The 25,696-nt window shown below is 60.4% G+C and carries 24 protein-coding genes and 1 pseudogene; 14 read left to right on the top strand and 11 right to left on the bottom strand.

Going from position 1 to position 25,696, the window contains the following annotated elements; all coding sequences use genetic code 11:
• Positions 1-29: 29 nt before the first annotated feature.
• From JOD47_RS10420 to JOD47_RS10405, 4 genes are all read right to left on the bottom strand, one after another.
• Positions 30-1,556, bottom strand: a complete 1,527-nt coding sequence (locus JOD47_RS10420; RefSeq protein ID WP_204534097.1) for an aldehyde dehydrogenase family protein — start codon at positions 1,554-1,556, stop codon at positions 30-32.
• 47 nt (positions 1,557-1,603) lie between these two features.
• A complete protein-coding gene (locus JOD47_RS10415) occupies positions 1,604-2,290 on the bottom strand; it encodes an RraA family protein (RefSeq protein WP_204534096.1) in 687 nt (228 codons plus the stop codon).
• Position 2,291: 1 nt separating this feature from the next.
• On the bottom strand, positions 2,292-3,416 hold the full coding sequence (locus JOD47_RS10410) for a zinc-binding dehydrogenase (protein WP_204534095.1): 1,125 nt from the start codon (positions 3,414-3,416) through the stop codon (positions 2,292-2,294).
• A 629-nt stretch (positions 3,417-4,045) separates the two neighbouring features.
• A complete protein-coding gene (locus JOD47_RS10405) occupies positions 4,046-4,195 on the bottom strand; it encodes a hypothetical protein (protein ID WP_204534094.1) in 150 nt (49 codons plus the stop codon).
• Positions 4,196-4,916: 721 nt separating this feature from the next.
• Between JOD47_RS10405 and JOD47_RS10400 the strand changes: the two genes are divergently transcribed.
• Positions 4,917-5,234 carry a hypothetical protein gene (locus JOD47_RS10400; protein ID WP_204534092.1) on the top strand — a complete coding sequence of 106 codons (318 nt, stop codon included), beginning with the start codon at positions 4,917-4,919 and terminating at the stop codon, positions 5,232-5,234.
• 1,376 nt (positions 5,235-6,610) lie between these two features.
• Here the strand turns inward: JOD47_RS10400 and JOD47_RS10395 are convergent.
• On the bottom strand, positions 6,611-7,393 hold the full coding sequence (locus tag JOD47_RS10395) for a tetratricopeptide repeat protein (protein ID WP_204534090.1): 783 nt from the start codon (positions 7,391-7,393) through the stop codon (positions 6,611-6,613).
• A 911-nt stretch (positions 7,394-8,304) separates the two neighbouring features.
• Here JOD47_RS10395 and JOD47_RS10390 point away from each other — a divergent pair.
• From JOD47_RS10390 to JOD47_RS10330, 13 genes and pseudogenes are all read left to right on the top strand, one after another.
• The gene (locus tag JOD47_RS10390; protein WP_204534088.1) at positions 8,305-8,538 is read left to right on the top strand and encodes a hypothetical protein; all 234 of its coding nucleotides are present in this window, start codon (positions 8,305-8,307) and stop codon (positions 8,536-8,538) included.
• 87 nt (positions 8,539-8,625) lie between these two features.
• Entirely contained in the window at positions 8,626-9,237 is a 612-nt protein-coding gene (locus tag JOD47_RS10385) for an RNA polymerase sigma factor (protein ID WP_204534086.1), read from the top strand.
• Complete coding sequence (locus JOD47_RS10380) at positions 9,234-10,196, top strand: CU044_5270 family protein (protein ID WP_204534084.1); 963 nt, start codon at positions 9,234-9,236, stop codon at positions 10,194-10,196. Before JOD47_RS10385 ends, JOD47_RS10380 begins: the two co-directional genes overlap by 4 nt.
• Positions 10,197-10,807: 611 nt before the next feature.
• The gene (locus tag JOD47_RS10375; RefSeq protein WP_204534082.1) at positions 10,808-11,023 is read left to right on the top strand and encodes a hypothetical protein; all 216 of its coding nucleotides are present in this window, start codon (positions 10,808-10,810) and stop codon (positions 11,021-11,023) included.
• A 121-nt stretch (positions 11,024-11,144) separates the two neighbouring features.
• Positions 11,145-11,342, top strand: a complete 198-nt coding sequence (locus JOD47_RS10370; RefSeq protein ID WP_204534080.1) for a hypothetical protein — start codon at positions 11,145-11,147, stop codon at positions 11,340-11,342.
• Positions 11,343-12,629: 1,287 nt separating this feature from the next.
• A complete protein-coding gene (locus tag JOD47_RS10365) occupies positions 12,630-12,995 on the top strand; it encodes a hypothetical protein (protein WP_204534078.1) in 366 nt (121 codons plus the stop codon).
• A gap of 155 nt (positions 12,996-13,150) precedes the next feature.
• Positions 13,151-13,393 carry a hypothetical protein gene (locus JOD47_RS10360; protein ID WP_204534077.1) on the top strand — a complete coding sequence of 81 codons (243 nt, stop codon included), beginning with the start codon at positions 13,151-13,153 and terminating at the stop codon, positions 13,391-13,393.
• Between the two features lie 301 nt (positions 13,394-13,694).
• Positions 13,695-15,265 (top strand): annotated as a pseudogene (istA, locus tag JOD47_RS10355) (IS21 family transposase).
• Positions 15,262-16,050: an IS21-like element helper ATPase IstB gene (gene istB / locus JOD47_RS10350; RefSeq protein ID WP_204532013.1), complete on the top strand. Its 789-nt coding sequence runs from the start codon at positions 15,262-15,264 to the stop codon at positions 16,048-16,050. Before istA ends, istB begins: the two are co-directional and overlap by 4 nt.
• Positions 16,051-16,257: 207 nt before the next feature.
• Positions 16,258-16,794, top strand: coding sequence for a hypothetical protein (locus tag JOD47_RS10345; protein WP_204534075.1), 537 nt, complete (start codon positions 16,258-16,260; stop codon positions 16,792-16,794).
• 207 nt (positions 16,795-17,001) lie between these two features.
• On the top strand, positions 17,002-17,886 hold the full coding sequence (locus JOD47_RS10340; protein ID WP_204534073.1) for a GNAT family N-acetyltransferase: 885 nt from the start codon (positions 17,002-17,004) through the stop codon (positions 17,884-17,886).
• A gap of 114 nt (positions 17,887-18,000) precedes the next feature.
• On the top strand, positions 18,001-18,513 hold the full coding sequence (locus JOD47_RS10335) for an RES family NAD+ phosphorylase (protein ID WP_239548068.1): 513 nt from the start codon (positions 18,001-18,003) through the stop codon (positions 18,511-18,513).
• 369 nt (positions 18,514-18,882) lie between these two features.
• Positions 18,883-19,641, top strand: a complete 759-nt coding sequence (locus tag JOD47_RS10330) for a hypothetical protein (RefSeq protein WP_204534071.1) — start codon at positions 18,883-18,885, stop codon at positions 19,639-19,641.
• Between the two features lie 94 nt (positions 19,642-19,735).
• Here JOD47_RS10330 and JOD47_RS10325 read toward each other — a convergent pair whose 3' ends face one another.
• From JOD47_RS10325 to JOD47_RS10300, 6 genes are all read right to left on the bottom strand, one after another.
• Complete coding sequence (locus tag JOD47_RS10325; protein WP_204534069.1) at positions 19,736-20,248, bottom strand: GNAT family N-acetyltransferase; 513 nt, start codon at positions 20,246-20,248, stop codon at positions 19,736-19,738.
• A gap of 99 nt (positions 20,249-20,347) precedes the next feature.
• Positions 20,348-20,749, bottom strand: coding sequence for a ribonuclease E inhibitor RraB (locus JOD47_RS10320; protein ID WP_204534067.1), 402 nt, complete (start codon positions 20,747-20,749; stop codon positions 20,348-20,350).
• Positions 20,750-21,365: 616 nt separating this feature from the next.
• The gene (locus tag JOD47_RS10315) at positions 21,366-22,838 is read right to left on the bottom strand and encodes a mannitol dehydrogenase family protein (RefSeq protein WP_204534065.1); all 1,473 of its coding nucleotides are present in this window, start codon (positions 22,836-22,838) and stop codon (positions 21,366-21,368) included.
• A gap of 44 nt (positions 22,839-22,882) precedes the next feature.
• The gene (locus JOD47_RS10310; protein ID WP_204534063.1) at positions 22,883-23,584 is read right to left on the bottom strand and encodes a nucleoside/nucleotide kinase family protein; all 702 of its coding nucleotides are present in this window, start codon (positions 23,582-23,584) and stop codon (positions 22,883-22,885) included.
• Positions 23,581-24,639, bottom strand: coding sequence for a carbohydrate kinase family protein (locus JOD47_RS10305; RefSeq protein WP_204534061.1), 1,059 nt, complete (start codon positions 24,637-24,639; stop codon positions 23,581-23,583). Before JOD47_RS10305 ends, JOD47_RS10310 begins: the two co-directional genes overlap by 4 nt.
• A complete protein-coding gene (locus JOD47_RS10300; RefSeq protein ID WP_239548066.1) occupies positions 24,636-25,685 on the bottom strand; it encodes an NAD(P)-dependent alcohol dehydrogenase in 1,050 nt (349 codons plus the stop codon). Before JOD47_RS10300 ends, JOD47_RS10305 begins: the two co-directional genes overlap by 4 nt.
• Between the last annotated feature and the right edge of the window lie 11 nt (positions 25,686-25,696).

Below are 25,696 nucleotides of genomic sequence, written 5' to 3'. Positions count from 1 at the left end.
TATGGGTCGACTATGTGTACCGCCCGCCTCTACGCCGGGTCGATTTCCCCATCAGCAGGCAACCCGCGGCGCCCGGAGACAACATCGCCCGGCTGCGAGCCCGCCTTTGCCTTCAGGTACACGACCTTCGTCTGAGTGAAGAAGTCAACGTTGGTGGCGCCGATCGAGAACGCACCCAGACCGGACTCCTTGACTCCTCCGAACGGCACATGAGGCTGGCTGAGCGTTCCGTGATTGACGTGAATCATCCCCGCGCGGGTTTCCCTGCTGAAACGCATGGCGACTTCGAGGTCCTCGCTGAAAACGGCCGCCGCCAGCCCGTACTCGGTGTGGTTGGTGATCTCGATGGCTTCATCCACTCCGCCAACCCGAGTGATGGTCAGCACGGGACCGAAGATCTCCTCCCGAGCGACGGTCATGTCCCTGGTGACGTGGTCCAGGACGGTGGGGGCGAAGTACAGTCCCTCCGGAACCTGCCGATCCGGGGTAGTGCGGACGGCACCTTCCAGAATGCCCTGATCTACATACCCGGTGACGCGCTTGAGCTGTGCCTCATTGACCAGCGGTCCGACGACGGTCCCTTCGACGTCCCCCGGGCCCACCTGCATGTTTGACCAGCTTTCGGTCAGGAGTGCCACTAGATCGTCTGCAATTTCGTGTCGGACGATGATACGGCTGATGGAGGTGCAGCGCTGCCCCGTTGCCTGTATCGCTGCACTGGTAATTTCGGCGGCTACGCTCCGCAGGTCTTCGGCGCTGTGCACGTATGCAGCATTCTTGCCGCCGAGCTCAAGCTGCACGCTGCCCAACCGGCGGGCAACTGCCTCATTGACCGTCCGCCCGACACCGGTGCTTCCAGTGAAGGATACTCCAGCAATTCGCCGGTCGTCCGCCAGCTGCGATCCGACCTTCGAGCCGCGCCCGTTGACAACATTCAGCACTCCCTCCGGTAGGCCAGCGTCCCGCAGTAGCGCGGCGAGGGCAAGCGCCGTGAGAGGGGTCTCGAGGGCGGGCTTCAAAACAACCGTGTTGCCGAAAACGAGGGCGGGAGCAATCTTGCGTACAGGGGCAACCGCCGGGAAGTTCCACGGAGTAATAGCGGCGATGACGCCGATCGGTTCCCGTTCTGTGTAGACGAGCAGGCCGGGGGCGCGGCTAGGGATGGTGGTGCCGTGAATCCTTGCCCCCTCCCCGGCTGCATAGTCGATCTCCATGCGCGCACGTCCCAGCTCACCACGAGACTCAGCCAGCGGCTTGCCCATTTCCCTTGTCATGAGCCGTGCGAGATCCTCAGTGTTCTCGCCGATGAGCTCGCTCCAACGCCGGAGGATGTCTCCCCGGACGGGCCCCGGAGTGGCCGCCCAGCCCGGAAGTGCGCGCTCCGCCGCACTGATAGCGGCTTCAATGTCCTCCGCGGTGGAGTCGGGAACGATGCCGACCACGTCGTCTTTGTCCGCAGGGTTCAAGGTCTCGACGGGTAGGCCGGAACTGGGAACCCAGTCGTTGTTGATGAAATTTACCTGGTGGGGGTACTCAAGGGCCTGCTGGTCAATCATGGAAGGATGCTCCTTTGCATACTGGGTGAAAATTGGTGGCGCAGCGCTCATCTGGAGACGCGCTGCACGGTAAGTCCGGCGTCGACCCAGCTGCGGTCCCAGCTGTCGCCGTTGATTGCCAGGGTGATCAGCCGTTCACGTTCAACGACGGCCTCGGCTGCTTCGACCACGGCGGCTGCGCGGTGGCGCGGGACGAAGACGATGCCGTCCTCATCGCCGACAACAAGATCTCCCTGGCAGACGGCAGTGCCACCGACGGCGATGTTTCCCCGGATCACCCCGGGTCCGTCCTTGTAGGGGCCCAGATGGGAAACTCCGCGGGCGAAAACGGGGATGCCCAATTCCGCGAGTTCCGAAAGGTCCCGGACAGCGCCGTCGAGCACTATCCCTGCTACGCCCCGTTTCTGTGCGTAACTCGCCAGGAGCCCGCCGACGATCGCGCGGTCAGTCTGGGCACCGGCGTCGACCACGAGGACCTCACCGGGAACTGCCAGATCGGCGGCCTTGTGGACGGTCAGATTATCCCCGGGACGGGTCTGGACCGTGAGGGCGCGACCTACGAGGTGCACTGCTTTCCTGCCAGCTCCGGTTGAGGTGATGGGCGAGAGCCCCACGGCACCGCCGAAGCGTTGCATAGCGTCCGAGAACGCCGCGGTCGGGAGAGCAGCGCAGCGAGCCAGGAGCGCGTCGTCCAAGGCCGGCACTTCGTCATATACGAGGCATTCCGAGACCATGTCAGACACCTGCCGCCGCAGGCCGGAGCACTGCCTTCATGACAGTCCCAGCCTTGACATCGGCAATTGCCTGGTTCGCCTGGTCCAGCGGGTACTCCGTCAGAATGCTCGCGAGGTCGAATTCCGCGAGCAGCCGCGGCAGCGTCTGGATGTAGCGGATGTAGTGCTGTGGGGAGAAGCCCCACGAGCCTTGCACTGTCAGTTGCTTACGGGTGATGTAGTGCGGGTTGATCGGAGTGGCGCCGTGGTCCGTGTACTGGCCGACGACACAGTACTGTCCCGCCGGACGTACCATTTCGATACCCTCGGCCACAGCCGAAGGAATTCCCGCACATTCGATGACGACGTCGGCGCCCTGGCCATGCGGTGTAAGACCCTTCACCGCGGCAATGCGGTCTTCGGTGCTGGTCCCGTCCATGACATCGAAGTGCTCATGTCCGACACCGAGATTAGCGGTGGTCTCGAGACGGGACGCTGGGCCGCCCACAATGATTACCTTCGCCGCACCGGATAGCTGGGCATAAATGGCGGCAGCCACGCCGACCGGGCCGCTGCCCTGAATTACGACGATGTCGCCGAAACTGATCTTCGTTTCGTACAGGACACCATGAACAGCGGTGGGTCCGGCGCAGCCAAGAGGAATGACGTCCCGGGGGGTGATGCCCTCAGGAAGTTTCACCAATGTGGTTCCGGGCTGGAGGTACATACTGTCAGCCCAGCCGCCGGAAAGATGCGGGAAGGTGTCAGCGCGCTGGTTGATGCCGTAGATCCTTCGAGACCCCGTGCAGAGCGTCGGTTGCTGCTCGACAAGGCAGTACCGGCAACGGCCGCAAGCCACGCTATTCTGCCAGGCAACGGCGTCGCCTACGGCCAGGGGCTCACCGAGGACGTCGTGTGTCAGGCCCTCACCTAGTGCGGCGATGCGTCCCACAGCCTCATGCCCAAGAACGACGGGAGTGGGGATGGGCAACCGGCCGGCCTGGAGGTGAACGTCGGTGCCGCAAATGCCCGCATATTCCACGTCGACGATGGCCGCCTGTGGGCCGGGCTCCGGGATGTCAAAGCTCCTCAACTCGAACGGTTCCTCGAAGGCTGAAAGCACTATTGCTCGACTCTGAGCGGTCATCTGGTTCTCCTTGAGAGAGTTTGTTGTACTCGGTGCAGTTCGTATTTACGGACCGGGTTCTAAATAAGGTACCCCGGCTGTCCGCGCTTGCGCAAGCTTTTTCAGAGATATGGGCAGAGGTACCGCGCTAGTCGCTGGCTCTATTGCTTGTGATCGAGCCGCATAACCTCTACGCGGGCCAGAGCGCATAGAAGGTAGATCTCCGGGGAGAAGGACAGCGCGATGAGCCTCAGAAAGGGCCATCGATCGGAAATCGGCTTATGTGTTGGTGATTCGGCGCTTGAGCGGAGGCTGACGCCGATAACCCGTTTGTTCGGGGGCTCGCTGCTTGTCCGAGCCTGCAGATCAATTGACCGGAGAATTTGGCCACGGAAACCTGTTTTTTCATGCGCGACACCCGTCGCCGGGCTCACTTTCACCCAGGTTGCGGATTAGTTGCCGCCCAAGGTGGACAAGACGGCTATGTTCTAAAATCTGCCCGCACTAGGGCGTCGGCCACCACAGGTCGGCGCTAAGACCCTTGTTCTCAATCCGGCCAATGGCCATCGGTGGCAACAAGGTACATGTAGTGGGTAGCGCTTCGACGATCAAAGCGGGTTGAAGGAGGCCGTCGACGTCGGCGAACGCGGTCATGGCGAGGGGAGTGAGACCTGCGGCCGCTGCGCGGCACCCAACCGCAGCAGGGTCACCGACGCCGCGACGACAAGCGCGGCGGCAACGGCGCTGACGCCGGAGTAGCCGGCGAGGCCCATGACCGGTCCGGCTACGGCGCTTCCCACGCGCCGGCCACAAGACACCTCGAATCGGTAGTGCCTGGTGTACTCGCATCTCGTATGCCCGCTGAGAAGGAGCACGGTGAGGGATTCCCAACGTGCAGCCGGTGTTGCGCAAGGCATATTTGACGCAACACCTGCCCTTGCGAGCGAACACACATGTGATCTGCGAATGTCTCGTGGCGCACTAGTGAGCACAGTAGGCTCAGATCCTTTGAACGTAAATGATATGGGGGACGCTTGTGAAGGTTCGTAGGGCAGTAGTGGCTGGTTCGGTTTTTCTCGGAATGCTCACGATGAATGGTTGTGGCGTTGAAGCTGACGTGACGCCGGCTTCGGAGGTAGCCCCGCCAGAAAACGTGTCGGTTGGTGGGTACGAGGGTTGGTGGAACTCGACTCCTGTGTCAGGTGATGTTTCTGGTCTTCCTGATGAGACGATTACGGTTCGCACTGACACAGGAGAGATCGTTGATGCTTCTGATCGTGACGCGTCAGGCCGGGCGGCTGCCGTCCCTTTGGCTGAAGTCGAGTACTCGGTAGTTCCTGATCCGGGGTGGCCTGAGCACTCGGTAGTCATCATTGATGCGGGAACTGGGGAAGTAATCGACAGCTTCCCCGTTGACGCGGACGGAAAGCCCATCAACCAGTGAGCGGTCAGCACATGGACGCTGACGCAGCCACGCCGGTGAGCGCTCAACCCTCCGCCCGGGCTCATACCGTAACTGCCGTGCTCATCCTCAGCGGCATCGTGGTGTGTTTCCTACCGGCCGCCTTTTTTGGCATGTACTTGGGTCTGCACCAACACCGGATGGTCTGTGACGTCGGCAATGGGTGTTATGAGGGTGAGCTGGGCATCGCTGCAGTTCCGATCAGCGCCGTGTTCGTGATGTGCGCGGTATTTTCAACGATCTTGACCAGGGTGTACCGCTACAACCTCCCTTCCACGCGCAAATGGTGGCCCATCGCCGCGCTGTGTCTGGGCGTTTTAGCCACGGTCGCTGTAGTCACGATCGGGTTCTTCACGGGCCCGCCTCAATATCCGTGACGGCATGCACCGACACCCACTCGGAGCAGGGACCTTGTCAGCGGGTGTCCGGCGGCATATTCCCGCCTACCAGCTGGCGTTGCGTTAGGCGATCCACTTCGTCCAAGAGAAGTAGAAGGCTTCGGAGAACCTAGTATTTCGATAACGATTCGTCGAAAAGGAGATAAATTCTTAGCTCCTCTCCGGTTTTGTCGCCCGCTCTCCCTACGCACGTCTTTCGCATAGTCCATACATTCAAGGGTCCGCATCGTTCCGGCGTCACTCCCATCTCGGCGGAAACGGATTCTGCTGATTGTGGCGGTTCGATCTCTACGACCAGCTCTCTCCAACAACCGCCCGAGCCGCACTTTGTGGAGATTGACCCGATCGTGCTGGGAGGAGGAACAGGAGGGAAAGCTGAGTCGGATGGAACGTTACCGTCATCTAGCAGGCCCCACGCCAATCCGCCGACCCAGATCACTGAGAGCACTCCGAGGGCGATCAAGCAAGCGCGAAGTACGCGCCTAACGTTCATCTTGTTGGCTCTGCCGGCGTCGCCGGTGTGTGACGCCCTGAACTATCAGTAGTGCGAGGGCGCCACTGAGTCCGATAAGGAATAAGTTTGGGGCGAGCTCAGCGAGGTTCTCGAGTACGGTGCTGTCCGTATTCGAACCGTCGAAGGAAGGTAGACCGGTCGCCGCGTCGACTGTGACGACGTTCCCGTAACGCTCGGGTTGTTCTCGGACGAGTCCTAGTAGCCAGAGCGCTCCCAGGCCGGTCGAGAGTGCGACGAGGATCCATGCTCCGATGAAGTACGAATTGTGGCCGCGATCATTCTGAGTTGAATGAACTCTTTCCTCAGGGCTATCTGGAGCAGCGCTGGCTGGTTCGACACCGATTTCGTGAATCCGCACAAATTCGGTTCGGCTATCCCCATAATTCCCCATGCGTCGACCGTACCCGAAAGAGATCACGACCTCGTTGCACAGCTTCGGCCACATCACTGTTGCGTTGGGGGATCACGTGCGCACCGTTACACACTGACTGTTCGCGAGACTGATCGCGCTCTTCCACTCAACGCCGCCCGCCCTGCCAGTCGGCTCGCTTCCTAAGTTTCAGTCCAGCAATCATTAGTACCAACCCGCAGACGCTACTGAGCGCAGCGATGATTCGCACGCTGTCGCTCGACGCCGTCCAAGCGATCAGCTGATTGACAATAACCATTGCTAGCCCTATCAGTGCCAACATCATGCCTAGCCTTTTGGGCGTCATGTCCCGGACACTACCGCTGATCGGCACCGCGCGCGAGGGACAGCGTGCCGACCAGGCTTCTTTAACCCTGCCTTCGATTTGAGTCTATAGAGCGCGCTGAGGGATCCGTTGTTGTGGGATGAGGGCTATCTCTTGCGGCGCTTTCTACGGAGACCGTGCAACGCTTGAGCGGCGAGATGGTCACCGCTTTGCGCAGCTTCCTTCAAGAGTGTTCTGCCTTCCTGGCGGTGTCCTGCTTGCCAAAGCGCTAGCCCGAGATTGTGCAGTGCATTCGGTTCGCTGGCGCCGACGGCTCGACGGAGCAGTTCGATTTCGTCGGCGGCACGGCCCTTTCTCCCATAGAGGTTCGCCAGCGGGATGAGCACGTCGACACCGCCTTCATCCATGTGGCGCTCGAGGAGTTCAATCGACTCGTCAACCTCCAGCTCTCCACTCAGTACGAGCTCGACGGCAGCTGCAGGGTTCTTCTCTCTTGCCTCCAGGAGGATTCTCAGTGCGGTGTTCTCGGCTCCGAGGGAACGGTACGCGCGGGACAGGCGCACCGGCACGTATGGGTGATCACCTGATCGCTCGAACCAGGTGATTGCTGTCTTTGCATCGTTGAGTTCAAAGTAGATCTGTCCGAGTGTCAGGGCAGCATGCGGGTCATCGGCCTCGTAGGCTCGCTCAAGAAGAGGAATAGCCTGCTTGAGCTTGCCTTCGTCCCACAGGAAGATGCCGTAATTCAGCAGAGCGTCGGTAATGCCTGCGTCAATCGCCAGCTGATAGAGCAGCTCGATCGCTTCTGCTCTTGAGATCCGCTGGAGGTCATTGGCTGCGTTATACAGCGTCTCCGGTTCGAGTTCGGCGTCCTCGATCGTTTGGCGGAAGCTCAGCTTCCAATCACTTTCTTGTTGAACAATCTTCACGGCTCTAACCTTCCACAGCTCCGCGAGTTGCATGACGAGGACACGACCGAACTTCTTTCGACGCGTCCGCGGGGAAACCAGGGGGGTGTCACATTATGTCGCAGTGTCCGATGAAGGATCGACCTACCGGACTGGGGCGAGCCGCACTAAGCTCCGGGTATGCCAAGGCCAAAGTTCCTTGTGAATGACTTCCCCCGCATTACATACGTCGTGCTCGGAATTCTCTTAGGAACAAGTGCACTATTCAACCCAGTCTCTAACCCTGTCTGGGTAACCATCAACGTGATAGTCGTAGTCCTCAGCTATGGCCTTGCGTTAGCGAACGCAGTCGGATTAGTTCTTCGCCGGCGTCGCCAAACGCACGCGGACGTAGACACAACAGATTGACGACTACGACACAACGGATTGACGACTACACGATCCGCAACACTGGTTTCGAGCGTTTGGACGAAAGCGAACGCTGAGGGATCCGACGACGGCACGTCCGAAGCGAAGTCCAAATACGGGTTTGAGACTGGCGCTATGGTGACTCACGCTTGCGGCGCCTACGCCGAATTATGGGGATGGCAAATATGGTGACGATCCCTACGCTCATGACTAGCCAGCCCGCGAAGAGGCCAATTGAATCGCGTGTGAAGACACCAGTAGCTATAAGGACCACCCCAACTAGGATTAGCACCCCATACAGGACAAAAGGTTCAGTACGCCGTGATTGATCTACCATTCGTGAAGCGTAGCTGCCACCCTATGCCGGAAGCACCAGGGAGCTGAAGCCGTGCGATCGAGCGATTGATAGTGGGTCGCTGTAGTGCCGAACAGATCGAGGTGACGGTGCGGTGAGGGATCATGAGTCGGACGATGTGTTTCGAAATGAGTATGGGTGAGTTCAGCGCACGAGGGGAATCCAACTAATGGCGAATGACGACTTCGGCCGAAGGGAGACAAACCTGCACTGGTCCCAAACCAGCAGGGCCGGAGTGTTCGCGAGCATTTTCGGAGCGGTTCTCCTCGGGATTGTCACCATCACCTCGTTCACCTCCGGCGATGTGGTCTGGGGATTCATAATGCTTGTCGTGCTGGTTGTAGCGCTTGTCGCTTTCGCGTTGAGGCTGAGACGAGAGCGGCAAAACCGAAACAAGGCATAGCGGTGAGGGATCCGCACGCACTTACGTCTTGACGCTAAACGCTGCCCAAAAGATGGAACCATTCTCCTCGTGCGGACACTATGGGGTATGAGTGGGGAACCTGCAGTCTCGGATGAGACATTGTGGCGGAAAGTGGTCAACGGTGACGGTGACTCCTTCGGCGTCCTTTTCGATCGCCACCGGGACCGGGTCTTTCATCACGCTTTACGTGTGGTGACATCCGCTCATACAGCCGAGGACATCACCGCCATCGTTTTCTACGAGGCCTGGCGGCGGCGTGAGTATGTTCGCATGGTCAACTCATCGATCATCGCCTGGTTGCTGGTGACGACCAATAACACGATCCGCAATCACGGCCGACACCAACGCCGCCATAAGCAGTTCCTCGGACAGCTCCCGGCTCCACTCTCCCAGCCGGACATCGCTGACGAGGTGACCGATGTTGACGAGCGCGAACGGCAAACAATGATCCTGAGGAAAGCTTTTGCGCAGCTCAAACCCTTGGCGCGTGACGTTCTCACATTGTGTGTGATCGAGGGGCTCAGCACTCGAGATGCCAGTACCGCGCTAGGTATCGCTGAAGGAACTGTAAAGTCCCGCCTTCACCGGGCGAAGAGCCAGCTCGGCAACCTCTACGAAGAAGTCTCCAGCACGAGGGAGCCGGTTGGCCGGCCGGTGCACGGAAGGAAAACATCATGAACTCCCCGACGTTTCAAACCGATCGAAGTGAAGCGTTACGCCGGCAGTTGGTCAACCTGCCCTCGGGAACAGCCACAGCATCCGTAGCTGCTTCATCAACTGCGGCTGTAGCGATTCGGCCACAACGAAAGAAGCGGACCGGACGCATAGTCCTGATAGCAGCCGCGACGTGCCTGGGCCTCCTCGGCATCGGCCAAACAAGCGTGACCGTCCAGACAGCCCACGCTGCAGGAATCCTGAACACGGTGGCAGAGCGAATCTCGTCCTTCCATGATCTCCAACCAGCGCCCGGTGAGTACCTTCTCATCAGCACAGACGGGAACTGGATGGGCGGCGGCGTCAACGAGGACGGCCAGGAGTGGCGTGAGATGACAGAGCAGAGAATCGACGTCTACGTTCCCGGGGACCCGACCAAAGAATGGGTACTCGATCGGGAATGGGGGGCGATGGGGCCCATACCAGCACACGAGGAAACGATCAGCGCCCACGACGGCGAATTCTACGAATTGCCCTGGACCGTACCATTCACCGCGGACGACATTGCCAACCTTCCTCGTGACGGACAAGCACTGTACGACTACTTCAACTCCACCTATCAGGGTGGGTCCGCATCACGCGATGAGAACAACTTCGTTCGCATCACCGACCTGTTGCGGACCGGTCTCGTCCCTGCCGACCTACGAGCAGGGCTCTACGAAGCGCTGGCCCTAATCCCCGGAGTCGCAGCATCGGAAAACCAAGCCAACCTCAACGGCAAAACAGGGATCGCAATTGGACGCACGGAGCCGCTCCGCGCCGGAGAACGAGATGAAATCATCATCGATCCCGACTCCGGCCTGATCATCGGCGAACGAACTCTGATGACATACGCCGCATTCGGGTTCGGCGCCAATGAGATCCTCGGGCACACCGCCATCGAATATGAAACCGTCGATGCCGCAGCTGTACCTGAACCATGAGCACAATAAGGGAAGTATCAACGGATCCATGGCTCGGTGTCATAGTGCTAATAGCCCTGCCGCTTACTGCCCTGCTCGTATCTTTGGCGCGCGGAGCAATCGCTAAGGGCCGCTCCAGAATGCACACCACTCACGAAACGGAAGCGACACCGACTGTCCAGCAGTCACCGACCGGACAACTTTCAGGAGATCAATTCGATGCAGCCCGCAAATTAGCGCAACGCGTACTCGACAACGGACGTAGCAATGCTGATGACCCATCGACTCAAGCAGCCACATCACCCCGGACCCCGACACACTAATGCACATTGCGAGGTGGACTTCGGGGCTAGTCACACAGTCTCGAACTGCGGTCCTGCACCTGAAGCTGCTCCACATCAAGAGCATTCCGCGAGACACTTCCATCGGTCTACTTGTATCGGAACGTCGTCGCGATAACCGCTCGATGTGATGTCGACCTGCCTGAGAGCGTCCGTTGAAGGATTCCTATTGTCTTCATGCCTATTTTCACAGGAGAATCACCCGGATAGGGCCTACGTGAGGAATATGAGGATTTCCATGTCATTCACGTCCCTCTAGTCATCTGGCGGATTGCTACAGAACGGCGTGTCATGTTTCCGAAACGAGGGCAGGTCTGGACATACCGCGAACGGGGCAGGTTTATCAGCCTGATCTGGGTCATCCCGATCGTGTTTTTCCTCGCCGCAGGCCTCTACTTCGCATTCGCTGAATCCCAATGGTTACTACTCATCATCGCGCTACTGATGGTTGGGTTCCTTGGGCTGTTCTTCTTCAGCTCAGAACGCAAACACCGCGGCGAGCCGTAGGAGCGGATTTCCCTCCGGCACACGATCGAGTGAATATACGGACTGGGACCCGCTGGACGCTTGGGATGCGCACTGTACAGAAGGCTCTTTTGAGCAAGGTTGGGAAGTTGGAGGAGGCAAAATGGTCGTACCCGGCCCCGGTAATAGAGGTATCTTCGCAGCGGCTTTCTTCGTAATAGCCGTAGTTTTCGTAGTGATCGGTGCCCTGGCGTTCGCGAGAAACGATCTACTGTTCGGTGTCTTGTTCATCCTCATGGGACTCAGCGCAGCAACCGTCGGTGTTCACTATCTGAGGAAACACCCTGCCAATCTTGGATAACTATAAAGGGTTTAGTTCCCTAGGGATGAGAACAAAGGGCCCCTGGTCTAAGGCGCTGTCAATTGGTTTGAAGGTCCAGCTCGCAAGACTTACCAGTTGGTACCCCGTCGACGCTGAACTCGAATCGAAGCCTACGAGCCTCAGAAGGCGGTGCCGGCGTGAATACCCAGGTTGCGTCCCACTCCGTACCGTCCCCCGCGACCTGACCACCAGTTCGTGCGTACTCAGTACCCAGATCATCAGTGACCTTTGTCGTTAGCTGCTCGTGGACAGTGACTCCGGGCATCGTCGGTGGATGGATGCCAGGCTTTCCGGCGCGGTCACCAACGTAGGGCGGGACGGACTTCAGCAGGACCCCTGCAAAGCGGATGTGGATGCCATCGCTCATTGCTACTACTAAATCAGTCGGGGCACGGGTAATGACGGTCATCCAGCCACCCTAGTACGCGCTAAGACCGGAAGGCGCAGTGAGGGATCGCGGTGGAGCACGGCTTAGATGCGGGATAAGGTCGGCCTGTGGATGCTGAAGCGCTCAATACAATTGTCCTAGGCCTCGTCGTTGGAGGCATTTTCTTCTACGTGCTGTATGGGGTTGTGCGAGCCGCGGTGCGTGACGGGATACAGCAGGCTCAAACGAAACGCGACCAGCTCACGGTTCGTTCGGAGAACACAGCAAAGTAATCAGGGCACAGTGAGGGATCGAGGTAGACCTCCGCTCCTGTTGGTCAGACGGCATCGAAGATTGTTCCCCAGCTAAGCAGCCTGTCCTGCTGGTTCACTTAGGATCGAAGAAAGTCGGAGCGTTGATGTCCCTGCGTCTCCGTCGACCAATGGAGGACGAATGCTTCCCAAAAAAGGTCAAGTCTGGACCTACCGCGAAAGAAGCAGGCTTCTTAGCCTCATCCGGGGTAGCGGATCGATAGTTTTGGTTGCGTTCGGTATCTACTTCGGTGTGACCGGGGAGACTTGGGGAATCCTCATCTTCGCGCTTATTGCTCTAGCGGGGTTCGCGCTGTTCTTCTTTAGCAATGAACGGAAGTACCGCGGAGAGCCCTAACAGATGAGGAGTTTGCCCGCGAGCTAAGTGTCCGGTGAAGGATCATCACGGGAATCCGACGCTCATGAACGTCTACTGCGTTGACCGCTCGTGAAGATGCTATGTAGCCGTTTACCTGTCCGATCTAAGGCAGCTTCATACTCAACGCGGTCAAATACCAGCGTTCCAACTGATGTGATTACGTCTTCATCGTCGAAGGTCTCGAGCTCCCCTTCGACTGTGGGTGCGTCGTGCCGAAAATCGCTCCATGTCACCCGGTCGTCTTCGACTTGGATCTTTACACTTACGCCGCCGCAACCCTCGTTGTAACACTCAGGGCAGAAGTAGAGCCAGACTCTGCGCGGGAAAAACGGCCCGGGAAGCTCTCCTTTCAGACGACGGATTTGTTCCCTGCCCATGCTGGACGAGAATCGCTGTCGGCGAAGGCGGCTCGCTTCTCGCTCTTCCATGTCCTCACACTCGAAAATCAACTCACGCAGGAGCACGCCATCGACCAGGAAGTCGAAACCTCCAGTGGAATATGGGCGAAGGTCGAACTTGTGCACTTCAACTCCCAAGGATTTCTTGTTTCTTCAATTCTGGCGCCTGAGACGTGAAGAGTCCTCACCAAGGCCAGTTGCCGCGACTTGTCCAGTTCGACCGTTCTAGAGAGGGCACGGTGGCGGATCCACGAGTTCGACGGGTTGAAGGTTCGATTTCCTGGCTTGTTGCGCAGCTGCTCCCTCCTATGATGAGAGCCATGGAGCTACCGATGATCGTTGCTTTGCGGGAGGCGTTCTGGGATATCGACCCCGTCGGTATTTCTGGGGACGGCTTTCCTGATGACGAGTACGATCGCGAAGTGCACGGATCTGCGTCCAGACTCCTCAAAGGTGAAAACCCTGACGAGGTAGCGGCCTGGGTAGTTCAGTCATTCACCCGCGCCTGGGGCGCGGACATATCGCGTGCGAAGCAAGAGCAACTAGTCAGCGCTTTTTCTCGCATCACACGCTAACTGCGACTGCCCGTGAGTTGAACTGAGCGTCCGGTGAGGGATCCGCTCAGTGACTCACTGAACTCCCGTGCGAGAAGGATTTTTGGTTACTTCCTCGTCTTGTGTTAGCGGCCATGAAAAACTGCCCATAGGCGGCCACGAAAGTGCCCACTGACGGCCAGTAAAACTGCCCACCGGTGGCCATGAGATCTGCCCACTTCCTTACTGTTCCTACCGCGTCTTAAGCGGTACGGGGCCTCTTCCCGGGGTTTGATGACGGTGTCGAATCGCATCAAACCTGACCGAGGAAGAGACCCCTTGTATGAAGTCTGACGGAGAAATCATGGAAATTCTTGCTGCCTACGACCTGACCGGGTCGCTGCGCGCAACAGCGGAGCTCACGGGCTGCTCGCACCACACTGTTGCCAAGCATGTCGCGGCACGCGACGCCGGCCGCCCGATCGCCGAACCCGCTGCCCGGGACCGGGTCACCGACCCGTTCCTGCCCAAAATCGAGGAGTGGGTCCAAACATCCAACGGCCGGATCCGCGCCGATAAAGCCCACGACAAGCTCGTAGCCCTCGGCTATGAAGGCTCTGAGCGCTCCACCCGGCGGGCCATCGCTCAGGTCAAAGCCGCGTGGCGGCTCGGACACGTCCGGGTCCACCGGCCGTGGATCACCGAGCCGGGGATGTGGTTGCAGTACGACTTCGGCGACGGCCCGCGCATCGGAGGGGTGAAGACCGTCCTGTTCGTCGCCTGGCTGGCCTGGTCCCGGTTCCGGATCGTGATTCCGCTCAAGGACCGGACCGCGCCGAGCGTGTTCGCCGCCCTGGACCGGTGCTTCCGGATCCTGGGCGGGGCACCGACGTATGTGCTCACCGATAACGAGAAATCCGTGACCACCGCCCATGTCGCCGGGGTCCCGGTGAGGAACCAGCAGACCCTGGACTTCGCCCGGCATTACGGCGTAACGGTGCTGACCTGCCAGCCCGCGGACCCGGCAAGCAAGGGCGGGGTCGAAGCCGCGGTGAAACTCGCCAAAGCCGACCTCGTACCCAAAGACACCAACCTCCGCACCGACTACAGCACTTTCACCGAGTTGGAGGAGGCGTGCGAAGCGTTCATGGATCATGTGAACCAGCGCGAACACCGGATTACCCGGCGCAAACCCGCGACCATGCTCACCGAGGAACAACCCCGGTTGCACCGGATCCCGGGTGCTGCGCATACGGTCGCGTTCGGGCTCGCCCGCACCGTCCCGGAGAACACCCCCATGGTGACCTTCGAAAACGGGCAGTACTCGGTGCCCGCGCACCTGCTCGGCGCCCGCGTGTTCGTCCGCGCCCACGGCACCGGGCCCGGCGAGCAGATCATCATCGTCCACCACGGGCCAGCCGGTCCGGTCGAAGTCGCCCGACACCGCCGTACCCGCCCGGGCAGCCCGGCCATCTGTGATGAGCATTTCCCCGGCACCAGGACCCGCATCCCGGGCGATTACACGGTCAAGGCCGCACCGCTGACGAGGCCGAGTTCCTGGCCCTCGGGGAAGGCGCCCGGACCTGGCTCATCGAAGCAGCCGCCACCGGCGCGCAGCGGATGAACGTGAAAATGGCCGAAGCCGTCACCCTGGCGAAGATCGCCGGCACCGCAGCCGTGGACCGGGCTCTCGGGACCGCCGCGCTGCATGGCCGGTTCGCCCACGGTGACCTGGCCTCGATCCTCAATGCCACCACCCAACGCACCACCACGCACGCCGCGAATGAAACCACCTCGCTGACTCAAGGAACGAGTGCCTGGGCGGCGATCGGCAACCCCGCCCCGAACCACACCACCACCCCTACCAGCGACACCACCATTACCGCAGATACCACAGCGGAGGACGCCCGATGAGCCCGGTCACCACAACCAACACCACCGCACCGCCCCTGCCTGCGGACCTTGAAGCGCTGATGCGTCAGTTGAAGATGCCGCACGCCCGCGCCCTGGCACCGGAACTGATCACCACCGCTAAAGCGCAGCGTTGGGAGCCGGTCGAGGTCATCAAGGCCCTCTTCACGGAGGAAACCGCCGGACGGGCACGGTCCATGCTCGCCAACCGGCGCAAAGCAGCAGGATTCCCCACCGGGAAAACCTTCGACGCCTGGGACCCCGACGCGTCTTCCATCCCCGCCCCCACCCAACACGCGCTACGGACCCTGGAATGGGTCACCCGGCGGGAAAACCTGGTCGTCTGCGGGCCCTCCGGAACCGGGAAAACGTTCTTCCTCGAAGCACTCGGCCAGCAAGCCGTGGAAGCCGGGATGCGCGTGGCCTGGTTCCGGCTCGAAGACCTCGGCGTCCTGATCCGGGCGCACCGCACCGATGACAGCGTCACCAGGGCCGTGTCCCGGATCCTCCGCGCCGAGCTCGTGGTCATTGATGACATCGGGCTGTTGCCGGTGGCCACGGACGCCGCCGAAGGTCTCTACCGGGTCGTGGACGCAGCCTACGAGAAGCGCTCCATTGCGATCAGCTCCAACCTCCACCCCGCCGGTTTCGATGAGCTCATGCCCAAAACCCTCGCCACCGCCACCGTGGACCGGCTCCTGCATCACGCCCACGTCTGCCAAACAAGCGGCGATTCGATCCGCCTCACCCAAGCCCTCGCCGGTAAGGGGGTCACAGCCCTGAACTAACCGCCCCAAAAATGGCCAACCCCGCCGAACCACTCAGTGGGCAGATCTGTTGGCCATCACAGGGCAGTTTTACTGGCCACCAGCGGGCACTTTTACTGGCCGCCCGTGGGCAGAAACTAATGGCCATTGACAGTCTTGGGGTCGAATCCTCGACGTCGCAGGTAGTATGCGAAAGATGATGACCTCCGCCAGCCGATCAATTTTACGGTGAGCAACCGAACCGGGCTTTTCCTCGCGGCATTTGCACTAACCGCTCTCATCACGGCTTGTTCAGCGTCGGGTACCGGTGGGCCACTTACAGTGGGAGGCGAATCAGAAACATGTACGCCTACCCCCGATGAAGGGTTCGCTGCGTTTGGCGAAGTAGTCACTAATGACGGGGATACAGATTTGATCCTTTCCGGCGCAAACCTGATCACGTCACGAGGTCTTCAGCATGAGGAAAGCTACATCATGCTCATCGAGGAAACGGCCGACTGGGATTCCGGTGCAGTACTTGGAACTGCCAGCACCATTCCCGCTAGCCCAGCCGAGACTGAAGCTTGGGAACGGCGAGAGATTCTCGAGAACTTCACGCTGAGACCAGGAGAATCCGCAAACGTCATAGTTGCTCTGAGCCTTTTTGACCCGGCCACCGATGGAGAAGCCGAGGGTATTCGGATGACGTATGAGGACGGCAGTCGCGACTTCACTGCTGACATTACTAACAGAATTGTGCTTACTGCTGAGGAAAGCTGCGCATAGCGCGGGACTGCACCGAGCATGCTGGGCTTCTCCAGTAGGTCTCGAACGACGGTCGCGCCGCAATGATCTCGGGAGACGAGAACGTCGCCTCGCCTTGAGGGCCGATACCGCAACTACGTCGCCGCTGTGCATCCCTTGCCCGAGAGAGCACGGTGAGGGGTCGCGTGATGGTGCGATTTGGCTCCGTGGAATGGCAGGCTAGGACTCATGGATGTCAACGTGAGAACGCCGGACGTCAACGAGCTCGATCAGATACTTCGTGTGCTGAACCAGTGGCAGTGCGACGAGGGTCCGCTACATCTGCATCCGGGCGATTTAGGCTGGTACTCGCTCCGTGGAGCTGCTGCCACTGCCGCTGCGACGCGGGTGTGGTCGTGTGGTGACACTGTTCTGTCGATCGCACTGGTTGACGGTCCCCAGTTGTTGCGCTTTGCAATGGATCCGGCGCGGCACCAGGACGAGTCTCTCGCCCGTCGCATCGTCGCAGATGTCGGTGATCCGGCGACGGGTGTCCTCGAGGCAGGAAGCGCGACCATCGAGGCGCGCGGCGCGTCCGCGCTTTCGGAGCAGCTCGCGAAGGAGGGGTGGTTGCCCGACGAGCCGTGGACGCCGCTTCAGTATGATCTGAGTGCGCCTGTCGAGGTTGCGGGTCTCCGGATTGAGACCATCGAACCAAATCGCACCGATGAATGGGTGGCTGTTCACTGGTCGGCGTTCCGCGGAACGCCTATGCCGGACGAGCGGGCTCGCGGTTTCGTGAATGGATGGCGGGTGGCCGCGGCGGGACCATTTCTTAACTCAGCGCGCATCCTGTCGCTTTACGACGACAGCGATGCAGTTGCCGTCGCCGCGGTATGGTCTGCTGGCGCGGGGCGTCCCGGTCTCATCGAGCCAATGGGTGTGCATCAAGAGCACCGCGGTCGCGGGTACGGCACAATGATGACGCGTGCAGCCGCGGCAGCGCTTCGCGAGATGGGCTCATCAAGCGCCACAGTCTGTGCAGAGAGCTCCAACGCTGGCGCCGTGTCCACCTATCTGGCGGCCGGATTCTCCGCCCATCCCGAGGTTGCCGACTGGCGTCGCGCCGAGTGATGCCTCGGCGGTGGCCGCCACACAGCACCGGAACGTCACAAGCTGTCCGGAACGCCAGCGTCAACGAGACGCGCAAAACTGGCAATCTGAATCGATCGCAGGAAGATTGTTGTCATGCAGCGAGTTGAACCAGTTGTCATTTGGGAAAGCGCCGTGATGCGCACGGTGAAGGGTTCGTTCTATCGTGCTGTGGACCCCGCTTACCGTGGCCTGGCTCTGGCGGGATCTCGATCTGCCGGCCGGTATTCACCGCCGGACGTGCCAACGCTGTACCTCAGCTCCTCACCTGAAGGTGTCGCCGCTGCAATGATCGCCCACACTGACGACCGGACCCCTGATCTTGAGGTGCTGCGATTCGAGGTAGAGGCCAGTCGGATTGTCGACCTTCGTGATCACGAAGCCTTGAATTCCATGGGGGTTAGTCCCGCGGACTCAGCGGCGGATTGGCAGGGAGCTGTTGCCGCGGGTGACACACCTGCGTCGTGGATGGTTCGAGAGACTCTGCAGAGTCTGGGCGCCAACGGGCTGATAGACCCTTCACGCAAACGGCCGGGCCTATGGCACTTAACGCTGTTCACCTGGAACACCGACGGCGCACCGGATGTCCGGGAGGTCGCCGTCCGCTGATGTTGAGTGAGTTTCCGGTGGCCACAGCGATTGCCAGCAACACTAGTCCTGCGCTTATGGCTTCAAGGCTGAGGGCGTATGGGTATGGGAGCGGCCCGCGTCGAGGCGAGATCTGGGCGATGGAATTGCTGCGAGAAGCTGTCGGCACCGCGGTATGGGCTTTTCAAATCGGCGATACCGACTTCGAAGCACAAGGCCATCCCATGTTGAACGAAGCGATCACTCGTTTCTAAAGGCATGCAGCAGTTGCAGCCGAACCGCAAGCCAGGAGGGCCCCGCCATCCGTAGCTCCCTCTATGAAAAGGCAGAAGAGTGTGCTGTGCCGGTTCAGCTGTCATGGGTCGTCTCGTCTCGCTATACCCTTTGGCTATGGTTTCGGATTCCGGAGCGCCCTCGTCAATGTCACCCCAGGTGGTGCAAGCTTCTGTCTTGCCAATTCCGAAGCATCGCTGGTTTTTCGCTCGCAGCCTCAACAGATTCAGGGCCGGAAGAAGTAAACCGTCCCTTTATGAAGAGCGGTTGGTCCTCATTGACGCACCTACTGCAGCAAAAGCACTCAAGCTCGCGCGAATAGAAGCCAAGGAGTCGCGCTTGAAAGGCCAGCGAGACCTCGGCGTCTTCGATTTGGCCTGGCCATCCACCGGACTGGTCTCAGCGAGAGGGACCGAACTTGTTCACTTCACCTACCGCTCGAACGAGAGCGCGGAGAAATTCGTGTGTCGCCGCTTCGAGTCGGCGGTCTGTCATGCGCGTAAACCCAAGAGAGGTTCGTCAGGAAGTCCAGATACCCCCGGCTCTGACCCCATGCATGCCGTGGAGAAACAGAATTGGACGGTGGTGCGCAGCTTGCACTGTTCGAAAAACCTTCGGTTGGCGTCTAGAAAAACAGAGCACATTTGGGTTGAGCGATTCGCAGCTTTCGACACGGGTGACATGGACGAAGCGTTGGAGTGGGCCACCGCCGACGATGAACTTTATAGTGAAGCTTTCGGCCTTGAAACCTACCCTCTATGGGAGGCGTTTCTACCGTTCGAGCCGCTACAGGACGGTGTAGAGCTCTTCTCCATCCTGCGCGAGTCCAGAAAATCGAGTAAGCGCTTCATGAATCAAATAGCCAAGACCCTGTGAACGCCGGCCGAGCCGGCATCTACCCCACCCCTGCCCCGCCGACGTGTGCGGTGAGGGATGGCGACTGGAATATATTGTCCGATGATGAACGGCTTCATCCAACTTTGTACTTGAACCCTCGATGCGATGCGACGAAGCCCAATTGCTCATAGAAACGGTGGGCGTCCTGGCGTGCCTCGTCAGAGGTGAGCTGTACGAGGGACGCCTCCACAGCGGGTGCTGCAGTTCCAGTCACCCAGCGCATCATGGTTGATCCAATACCACTTGACCGGTGATCGCTGCGGACGCGGACGGCTTCGATCAGAAGCCGAGTCGATCCGCGTCGGGCCATTCCGGGTATTCGTGTGAGCTGCATCGTTGCCAGAGGCTCGTCTGTCTCGCTCACCACCACGAGTAGCTCGTTGGAGGGGTCTGTGATGATCGCGGTCAGTGCAGAGAGGTAGGAGGCGGCGTCAGCTTCATTGGCTTTATCACCCCTCGTCGCGCTAATTGGGTCGTCCGCGAGAAGAAGCATCAGCGCCCCCAGGTCGTGTTCGGTGGCTCGGCGCAGGATGAACTCCTGTGCCTTGGCGCTGAGGCTGACGGGTAAGTTCAGAGAACGAATCACTCCCGCAGTCTCCCATCTATAGCCTGCGCGATGTTCGATGGAGGATCTAAGGAATCTTGCTTAGGCGCGGCTGGTTACCACGGACGCAAAGTCCGAACGTCACCCGTGTTCGAATAGCCGTTTATATCCGAAGAGGAATCCAGCTGTGAGCGGGCGAGGAAGACTGTCCACCAAGTCAGCGCCCCAACCGTCGTACTCACCACCGTTTCGATCAACTGCGGCGAAGACAGTCTTGGTGAATAGCTCCACAGTGTCAGGATCAAGGGCCGTCGTCTTGTCTGCTTCCAGTAAGAATTGGTCGTTGACGGCCGATACTACGGTGCGATATCCCTCGGCCATCAATTCTTTGCCCGCTTCTAGAGCTGCCTCCTTCGTCGGGAAGACACCGTCATGCGCTACCTCGCGAGGTACGTCGAGATGGTCACCCTGTTTCCTGCGCTCCCTCAACTGTTCCACCGAGGATGAAAGATGGCTGGCTAGCCGGTCAGAAGCACTGGTCATGGGCACATGCTATTGGAAGAATCCGCGTTCCTGCTTCTGGAGCGTGTAGCGGTGGCCGGGACGGCTCGAAGGCGCGATGGATGATAGCACTTCCTGACGCCAAGACGGCCTTTCACTTACCTTTGTACAGGGCTGTTCTGCGTCTCTACCTCGTGGGCTTGGCCATCAACGTAGAAGAGCGGCAGGTCTTCTTGGGAGTCCGGCGGGAGCTCGGTGATAGTGAAGAATGATTCCTGCGCTGTACCGCAGCTAATGTTTGTTGGTACCTGACCCAGTGAGATTGCCGCGCGTCCTTGGTCATCGGTGATGGTCAACGGCAGGACGGGGCACCTTTCTGTTCGCTGGGTTGTGATCGTCAGGGTTTCCGTCCGGATGAAGCTCCGCCCGGTGTCCGGCATGACCGATCTCCGCGCCGACGCTCAGGTCCCCGCCAGTAGCTTCAGAAACGATGGGTAGCTGCTCAGTTGGGCCGGGAGCCGGTGGGGTTGCGGCCATAGCAGTCAGCCCCGCTGCTACGAAAGCTGCGGCACCTATGAAGGTTTTGGTTCTCATAGGTACTACGAAGATCAACGGCTACTAGTGAGCGTCCGGACTCCTGCAGGGCAACGCACCTCCCTCAGCTGGCGAGTTCAGCGACAAGCACGGCGGTCCCGGGGCCGTGCAATGTCCCGAGTGCCTCCAGGTAGGCGTTCACGAACACAGGGTGCTCGGCGAGATCGCGGAAGAGGTCCCGCTGGTGAAGGAAGGCGAGAGGGTCGGATCGGGTTTGCGCAGCAGCGTGCATGACACGGTCCCGCAGGCGGTCGACGACGTCAATAAGATTGCCGTCCTCATCGGTGCCCTCCGCATAGCGCGCCCAGGTGGCAATGATCGCCGCTCCGTAGCGGACGCTCCTGCCTGCGGCGAGGTTTTCGTGAATGACGGGGACCAGCCATTTCGGAATCCGGTCGGAGGTTTCGGCGCAGAGCCGGGCCAGAGTGTCGCGCACCGCCGCGTTCGAAAAGCGTGAGAGCAGCTTGTTCCGGTACTGTTCGAGATCGACTCCTGGCACGGGCTGCAGTGTGGGCGTTGCTTCGTGTTCCATGTAACCGAGCAGATACCTCGCGAAAACGGGGTTCTGGCAGACTTCGTGCACCAACCGGTAGCCCGCGAGGTAACCGGGGTAGCACAGGGCCTGATGGCTGATGTTGAGCAGGCGCAATTTCATGAGCTCGTAGGGTTCGACGTCGTGCACGAGTTGTACGCCCGCGTCCTCCCATGGGGGACGGCCCTGCACGAAGGCGTCCTCGACGACCCATTGCTCGAAGTCCTCGCACACCACCGGCCAGGCATCATTTACCCCGAATTCCGAGGCAAGCTGCACGCGGTCAGCTTCCGTGGTTGCCGGGGTGATTCTGTCCACCATGGAGTTGGGGAAGGACACGTTCGAAATGATCCAGGCGGCCAGTGCGGCATCGCGGCGCTCGGCAAAAGCGGTGAAGACAGCACGAGCGGTATCGCCGTTGCTTAGAATGTTGTCGCAGGACATGACGGTAAGCCCTGGTAGTCCGCGTTGGCGACGTCGTGCGAGAGCTTCAGTGACGAGGCCGAAGACCGATGCAGGCACCGCATCCGCCTCGAGGTCCGTGCGTAAGGCGGGGTTGTCGATATCAACCTCACCGGTAGCGGGATCGATGCAGTAGCCGCCCTCAGTGATGGTCATCGAAACGATCCGGATTCCCGGCGCGGCGATCGCCTCGATGACGGCTTCGGGGTCGTCGGGCGCCAAGAGGTAGCCGGTGATTGATCCGATGACGCGGGCGTTGTGCGAGCCATCGGGCGCTTTCTCGACGAGGGTGTAGAGACCGTCCTGAGCGTCCATGACGTTTTTCATGGCGCCGTCGCTGGGCAGTACGCCGACCCCGAGGATCGACCAGTCATGCGCATGTCCGCGTGTCATGAGCCGGTCTAAGTACATTGCCTGGTGTGCGCGGTGGAAGCCGCCTACCCCGAAGTGGACGATTCCCGGTGTCATGGCGGAGCGGTCGTAGATGGGACCCGGGAGGTTGGAGGGGAGGGAGGTGAGAGTTGATGCTGAGAGGGTGATCATGGGGCGCCTTCGCGGAGTAGGTTTGATACGGCTGGGGGAGGGAATCAGGTGGCCTTCCAGCCGGAGGTGTCCCAGTCGGAGGTGTCGAGGATGCGGTCGGCTCGGTCTCTGGTGGCCGCCACGAGAGCGGCGTTGGGGTCGTCGATGCGTCGTACCCATTCCTTGGCGGCCGCCGGTGTCTTACCGAACAGGGTGTGGCGTGCGATGAGCCGCTCCCGGCGAATCTCAGGGTCGACGCGTACGTACCAGATCTCGTCGAGTTGATGCCGTGCGTGCCGCCATCCCGGCCCGTCCAGCAATAGGTAGTTGCCCTCCGTGATGAGCAGTGATGACGACGGCGCGATCGGCAGCGCGTTCGCGAGCGGTTGCTCGAGGTCGCGTTGGAAGGAGGGGGCATAGACGGTTTCGTCGGGGTGAACCCGGAGCCGTGCGAGCAGGGCTGCGTATCCGTGAGCGTCGAAAGTCTCCGGCGCGCCCTTGCGATCGAGAAACCCGAGGGTACGGAGTACCTGGTTTGCCAGGTGGAACCCGTCCATAGGCACGAGCGAGTACGCGGCGGGGTTTAGGGTTGCAATCGCCGCCGCGACAGTTGATTTTCCGGCGCCTGGCTCGCCAACCAGGCCGAGTAAGGTTCGGCGTCCCTTCGCCGGTCGAGGTAGACGATTGATGAGTTCCTGTAGCTCCGTTGTTTCACTCAGCAGGAGCGTTGTATTCTGCGGTGGATCTTTCGCTGGCTGGGTGATCATGGTGTGTTGCTTCGTGGGATCGAAGCACTTGCGTCCTGACTCAGTGACCGGGACGCTGCATTCCGCATCTTTTGAAGTTCGCTGATCGTCGGTGGGTTCGCTCCCTGCCGTGAGCAGGTAATCGCTGCTGCTGTCGAGGCGTAGGACAGCAAGGTCTCCAGTTCATCTGTGTCGAGCGCTGTGATACGTCCTCGGTTGCTTTGCCCGAGGGCGCCAGCGCGTTGCAGGCCTGCGAGGAGAGCGGCCATGAAGGATTCCCCGGCACCCACGGTGTCGACGACTTGGGTCGGCTGAGCCGGTGATGCGGCCCCTGTGGTCTTGGTTGCTGCGATGCTTCCGCTTGCGCCGCGCGTGATGACTATGAGGGATGCACCCATATGAAGCCATAAAGCGACCACTTCCTCCATGTCGAGGTGTGGGTAAAGCCACGCTATATCCTCGTCGCTGGCCTTCACGATGTCGCTCAACGCCACAAGTTCTTCGACAGTTTGTCCTGCTGAGATCCTGTCGGGGGTGATTGTCGGTCGGCAGTTTGGGTCGAAACTGATTGTGCTGACGTGTCGAGCGGCCGTGATCAAGCTGCGGACGTCGTCACGCCCTGGAGAGATAAAGGCGGCGATGGATCCGGCGTGCCAGTGCTGAGCGCGGAGTCTCGCAGCGCTGTCCATGCCAGCACTGATGTCCCACTCAAGGCTGAACTCATACCGTGCTGCGCCGGAGGCGTCTATGCGAGCTGTAGCCGTGCTGGTGGGGGAGGTACCGCCTTCAATGACTCCGACCCCGTTGTCGGTAAGGTGCGTGCTGATGATCGTCCCATGGGCGTCAGCGGCAAAGGAAGTGATCAACGTCGTCGGTATGCCTAGGCGTGCGGAGCCGACTGCCACGTTAAGTGGGCTGCCTCCGGGCCTTTCCGTCGTCCCAGTTCCATGGTGAACGATATCCACCAACGACTCACCTATTACCGCGACCCCAGTGGTGTTGTAGTGCTGTGTCGAATAGCCGGTGGGGCTCTTTTGGGCCTGGTCTTGCGGGTTAGGAAGATTGTCCGTGATCATCGGCCCGGGTAGACGATGGCTTTCAGCTGGCCGGGCTGCCGACCCGCGATCAGCGCATCCTCAGCGTCGGCCAAACCGTAGCGTCCGGTGACGAGGACGTCGAGGTTGACGGCCCCGCTGGCGACCAACTCGATACCGAGGGGCCAGGTGTTGGCGTAGCGGAAAATCCCGGTCAGCCAGATCTCACGGTTCTGCAGGTACGAGACGGGCAGAGCTACGTCGTCGGCGCCCAGGCCCACGAGAATCACACGGCCGGCGGGCTTCACCGCCAGGATGCCATCGCGCACCGCCTGAGCTGCGCCGGATGCGTCGATGAAAGCGTCAACCTCCAGTCCCGCCATGGTCCCGGTCCTTGCGTCTAGAGCATGTGTTGCACCGTGTTGCAGTGCGAAGGCGAGCCGGTCGGGGGAGATATCGCTGATGTGAACTTCGGCGGCCCCGAAGGCTCGGGCGGTCTGCGCGGCGATGATGCCGATTGGGCCCGCCCCGGCGACGAGGACGCGGCTGCCTGGACCGACTTCAGCCTTCTGGCATGCCCAGATCCCGACGGAGAGCGGTTCGATGAGGGCGGCTGCTTCATCGCTCACGCTGTCGGGTACTGGGTAGGCGAAATCGGCTTGAATGGTGACATACTCGGTGAAGGCACCGTCGACCGGGGGTGTGGCGTAAAACTCGATATCGGAGCACAGGTTGTAGCGGCCGTGGCGGCACTGGTCGCACACTCGGCAGGGTCGCTGGGGTTCGACGGCGACACGCTCACCGATGCGCGAGGCGTCGACGCGCGCTCCCACGGCGACGATCCGCCCGGACAGTTCGTGTCCGAGGATCAGCGGGTGGTCGACGACGTAGGGGCCGATCCGCCCGTGCTCGTAGTAGTGGACGTCGCTGCCGCAGACTCCGACGGCGACGACTTGTACGAGGACCTGGTCATCGCCCAGCGCGGGTACGGGCAGCGTCTCGAGGCCGACGTCACCCTGCTTGCGGAGCAACGAGGCGCGCATGGTCGTGGGGACCTGGATGGCGGTGCGTTCTGCTGTTGCAGTCATGATGAGAGGCC

Source organism: Arthrobacter tumbae (genome assembly GCF_016907495.1).
In the GTDB taxonomy this organism is placed as follows: Bacteria; Actinomycetota; Actinomycetes; order Actinomycetales; family Micrococcaceae; genus Arthrobacter_D; species Arthrobacter_D tumbae.
This window is presented reverse-complemented; position numbering and strand designations above follow the sequence as displayed.